The 5,230-nt window shown below is 37.5% G+C and carries 3 protein-coding genes; 2 read left to right on the forward strand and 1 reads right to left on the reverse strand.

What is annotated here, in order from left to right:
• Nucleotides 1-125: 125 nt before the first annotated feature.
• The gene (locus Q0371_RS14165; RefSeq protein WP_298472154.1) at nt 126-3,905 is read right to left on the reverse strand and encodes a S8 family serine peptidase; all 3,780 of its coding nucleotides are present in this window, start codon (nt 3,903-3,905) and stop codon (nt 126-128) included.
• A gap of 427 nt (nt 3,906-4,332) precedes the next feature.
• Between Q0371_RS14165 and Q0371_RS14170 the strand changes: the two genes are divergently transcribed.
• Both Q0371_RS14170 and Q0371_RS14175 read left to right on the forward strand, forming a co-directional pair.
• The gene (locus tag Q0371_RS14170; protein ID WP_205964018.1) at nt 4,333-4,581 is read left to right on the forward strand and encodes a hypothetical protein; all 249 of its coding nucleotides are present in this window, start codon (nt 4,333-4,335) and stop codon (nt 4,579-4,581) included.
• 81 nt (nt 4,582-4,662) lie between these two features.
• Nucleotides 4,663-5,100 carry a YusW family protein gene (locus tag Q0371_RS14175; RefSeq protein WP_169359074.1) on the forward strand — a complete coding sequence of 146 codons (438 nt, stop codon included), beginning with the start codon at nt 4,663-4,665 and terminating at the stop codon, nt 5,098-5,100.
• The last annotated feature ends 130 nt before the right edge of the window (nt 5,101-5,230 follow it).

Consider the following 5,230-nt stretch of genomic DNA (forward strand, 5'->3'; position numbering starts at 1 on the left):
CTCCGGTGGCTGAGGAACTGCCTCCTCGCTTTTCTCCATTTGCCTGTCGGGGCAGGGATAGGCGGTTGCGCTTTTCTTGTGTGGGAAGGTTTGTGAAAGCCTTAAGGACTAGAGACTAGGAAGAACTACTTCTTTCCATTTCCTTTACCATTGCCATTTCCATTGCCGTTCCCGTTCCCGTTCCCGTTACCATTGCCATTGCCCTTACCATTCTCTTTCTTTTCTACTGTTATAGTTTGGGTAGTTTCATGGCCTACTAAATCTACTACTTTTAAAACAAATTCATTTTTACCTGGCTCTAAAGGTAGTTCTACGTCAATCGTTTCGCTATAGCCATTCATTGCATATGGTGACGAAACTGGTCGATAGAAGACTTCGCTATCATTTAGATATAGGCGAACTTCATCAAAGTTATCTCCAACCTTAACTTGGATGACAGGATTTTCTGCATCCGCATCTAATTTACCTTTTGGAAGAGATTTTTTAACTGCTTCTACAGTCGGTTTTTTACTATCTACAATAATTTTGCGAGTAATAGCCATTTTATTATCAAATTCGTCTATAGCTTCTACGTTCACACTTTGTACCCCGTCTTTAAAGGATAGCGTATGAGAGAATGCTTTACCGTCAAATGAACTAGCTGGTACACCATTAATCTTTAATGATTTAATCTTAGAATCGTCTTCCACTGTACCTTGAACTAACACTTCACCTGTTTGATAGTAACCGAAAAACTCAGGTGATTGGATGTAGATTACAGGTTCTTTTGTTTCTTTCTCTGGAGCCGGTTCCGTTTCAGGTGCTTCCTCTACAGTAATTTCTTCTACTGTTGAGTTACCAGCGATATCCCATACTTTAACGGTTACCTTATCTCCAGCTTTAGCCTGTTCTATTACATAGCTTTCAAGTGTTGCTGCTTCTGTAATTTCTTCATCATTCAAGTACACTTCAATACGATCAATTCCAACACCTTGATCGCTTGCATTAGCTACAGTAAGTGTTTTTGTTTCTAAGTCAAATGCAATTTCAGCTGTAGGAGCTTTTGTATCTAAGATGATAGGGTACTCAATAGTTTGCCACTCAGCACCTGCATAATCGATAACTCCTCGTAGCTGAATCTTATATTGCCCATCTGCAGCAGGTTTACCGTTAATCATACCGTCCCATGCATTAGCATTCGAGAATGTATATGCGTTAGTAGAAATATAGTGTTTTCTTAAATATTTTTCCGTGCGAATGGTACGTAATTTTTTCCCATTTGCATCTAACACATTAATTTGAAGATCCTTGACGTTACGCATTAGTGAATATACAGGAATTACTTTGTCTAAAGTTCCATCTCCGTTAGGGGAGAAAGCAAATTTAGTAGGATCAAACTCTTCATTCAAAGTAGACCCATTGATAAAGTTCCCTTTATCGTCAGCTAACCCTTGGAATCCCCAGTACGTTAAATCTTCCCAAAGGAATTCATCAAAAATAGAAGCATCATCCCAAGATCCATTAAAACCAAAGAATGGAACAGTTAATGGCACATTTCCAGAAGTTTCTTCAGAAGGATCGACTAAACGCACGAATCCATCGATGAAGTACCCATTAGAGAAGTATTGCTTTAACCACTCAGAGTTAGAAGCGTCTACTGATACCTGAATAGTAGTTTCTCCATTTGCAGGAACTGTGACAGTCGTAGGTGCTGACACATCAGCATCTGATTCTTCTAAAACATAAGAACCATAAGTTTCGTTATTTGGAATCGTTACATAGTTAGCTCCAGCGTTAACTGGACGGTCTACTTGTAATTGTACATCTACATTATAAGTTTTTGCTTCATTGCTATAGTTCTTAGCTTTTAAAGAGAAGTTAAATTGATTTCCACTAATTTCTTTTAATGCTACTTTAGCTTCGCCAGTTGCACTATTAGTAACTAAGACATCCGTTTCTAAAGCATTAGCAAGTTGCATAATTCCAGCACCTTGACGACGAGGAGATACGTATTCACCAGCTTTTAACTCAATTGGTTTAGCTGTATTCATCATTAGATTTTTAGCGAATTGAACACGTTCTGCGCCAGTTAGTCCAAATTCTTCATTTACACGCTCTAATACTAATGCGGTACCACCTGCAACGTGTGGAGCTGCCATGGATGTACCACTCATTAATCCGTAATTATCATCGTTCAATGTAGAGAAAATATTGCCACCTGGAGCAGTAATCTCTGGTTTAAAATCTAAGTTAGGTGTTGGACCCCAAGAAGTAAATGAACTCATTTTACCTTTAGTAGGGTTTGGTGTATCAATATATTTACCATCAAATGAAACGGTTACTGTTTGGCCAGCATCAATTCCAGCTTTGATAGCTAGTCCGTCAGCTTGTAGTGCAGACATAAACGGAATACGAATCGCAGGGTCGGAAGCCATATTAATAGTTCCTGCAGCATTGTTATATACAATAACTCCAACTGCGCCTGCTTCTTGAGCATTTAAGCCTTTTTCGACAAATGAAATACTACCACGAGAAACTAAAGCAAATTTGCCAGCTACATCTTTACCAGCAAAATCCTCTGGTGTACCAAAACCAGCTTCAACTACCTCATAGGAATCGCCAGGTAAATCAGCAGGCTCCTTATCATTTGCCAGTAAGAACATTGCTCGTCCAGCATCAGTTCCATCAAAAGCATATTGGAAGCTAGAAGCAGTTATGGAATCATTCTCATAGGAAGCTACTCCAAATGAATCTTCTGAAACAGAAGGGGAACCTGTTAAACCATAATCTTGGTTAGAAGCATATGGATACCAAGTGCCTGAGCCAAACATGTCAGAATTACCGGCAGAGATAGCTACAAGTAATCCATTATTTTGCGCGCGAGTTACTGCTTGCTGTTCAGGACTTTCACTATTTACAAATCCTGCAGTTGAACCAAGGGACATGTTTAACGCGTCCGCGCCAAGTTTAATTGCATCATCCATTGCCTTTACATAAACGTCTCCATAAGTAGAAGGGAATAATGGGTCGTTACCAAATACCTTCAGTGCAAGAAGCTGCACTTCTGGGGCAACCCCCTTAATACCGCCATTTTCTTCATCTCCGTTAGCACCTACTGTACCGGATACGTGCATTCCGTGCATGGAAGCATCAGGACCAATGTCTCGAATCTCTGTATTTTCATCCATATAGTTATAACCGAATGGAACCTTTGGAGTGAAAAATAAACCAGGTTCAATAGATCCCTCATTTAATAACGCATTTACTTCTGCAGAAGTAATCTCTCCCGTATTTTCATCCGATAGGACCATATCACGGTGGTTAGGATCTATTCCTGTATCGATGACACCAACAACCATACCTTCCCCTTTAAAGGAATATTTCTCCCAAGCCAATTGGGCTTGTACAAGTTCCTTAGAATGCACCATTTGAGGTGTTATTTTGGGGCGGTCATATTCTGTAGATTCATAGACTCTTTTGACACCATCAATTAGGCCAATCCCTGCAACGTCTCTAGCATCTACTTCAGCAGAGAATCCATTAAATATTGCAGTAAACTCTTCTTTATATTGTATGTTTTTTGAAACTCTTTTAACTTTGTCTTTTACATTACGTTGATCGGTTTCAATAGCAGATTCAACTGATTTTCTTTCAGATTTCGATAGGTTCTTGTATAAAACCCCTTTTTTGGTTGCTGTCTCAATGGCTGGAGCCTTTTCCAGTTCCACAATGATTCGCACCTTTTCGCTAGGATTCTCTGGAACTCGTAGCCTCTCCGGTACTCTTGGTGTTTTCTGCACTTGAGTATTGGTGATAGATTTTTCTATCTGTTTTGCAGCTACAGGACTTGCTAATCCTAATGATGCAGAGCTAAACATTAGCGATGTTACCACAGCTAGAATAGTAGTTTTTTTCTTAATTCCCAATCCCTTTTCCTCCTCTTAAATATGTTTAATATATCTACTAGAACTTACCATATATTCAGAACATTTAAAATAGAGTGAGAGAGTATAGGTGAGACGTGTGAATAGAAGATATGGAAGGAAAATAATCGATATGTCGCACTATTTTGTTTTTTTAGTAATTTCATAGTCTTGGATTTGATTGATAAAGGGTTAGGTATTTATGATTGTTTTTGTAAAGAAAATCGTGATAAATCTAAAGGAGTATGATTCTTACGAGTTTATTTCATGCTTTGATGAAAAAAATAAAAAAAACCCCTATTTTGTAAAAATAGTGCTAAATATATACTATTAGGTCTTTTAGTTCAGTTATCCTGGCGAAACATGTCGAAAATGTTTAGTGATTGTCAAAAAGGATATACATAAATAAACGAAGAAGGAGTGGATAAAAATGGACAAAAAGAATGTAAATGACCATAACGTAAACCATAAGGATTCAGAAAAACAAGATATTCCTGGACGTATATTAGACAATCCTGATCTTCTAGACACTGAAAAGGAAAGTATCTTTGATAGAGATGAAGCGATGAAAAATGTAGATCCCATTCCTATGGAGGAATTAAATCAAAAAGTAAAAGATGAAAGTAACCATAGTAAGACTAAAAATACTTCCGCAACAGATAAACGATATCCAGGATAATTCTTACTAATGTTTAAGAAAACATTTTCTAGACAATGCTAGTAATAGTAATAGCAATAAATTAGTAAGGAGTGACTTATTATGATTAGTACTAAAGGTAAAGTATTAAGTAGCATTTTTTTATCATCGGCTCTTCTTTTAGGGGCATGTGGAGACAAGGAGGAGGTAAGCGATCCGCCTACCACTGAAGCAGCAGAAAGCGAGTTTGGTTTTACTTCTTTTGATTTAGATATTGATACTGCTGAACAGCGAGATGCAGTAGAAGCTTCCTTTGAAGTGGAAACCAACGGAGTGGAAGCAGAGTATGTAAATTCATTAGATTCTCAAAAACTTCACGGTGATGAAGCTTACGAATTCTTAAAGCCAATTTTTACTGACTTAGCTTTAACAAAAGATATGACTAAGGAAGAAGTAATAGAAAAGGTTAATACAGCATTTGGAATCAGTGACTATACTGAATTTGACCTAGAGATTCTTTACGAGGATGGTCAAGAAATTGAGTATAAAGATAATAAATAAATTTTATTTATGAATGTGAGAAAAGGTATCGGGAGATTAACTCCGATACCTTTTTTTATTGGCTATTTTAAAGGGAGGGTTGATTTATAATGCAAAGAAATCTTAGAACAGAGAGTAGAATTGATTTTTC

It is taken from the genome of uncultured Psychrobacillus sp., from assembly GCF_938022135.1.
In the GTDB taxonomy this organism is placed as follows: Bacteria; Bacillota; Bacilli; order Bacillales_A; family Planococcaceae; genus Psychrobacillus.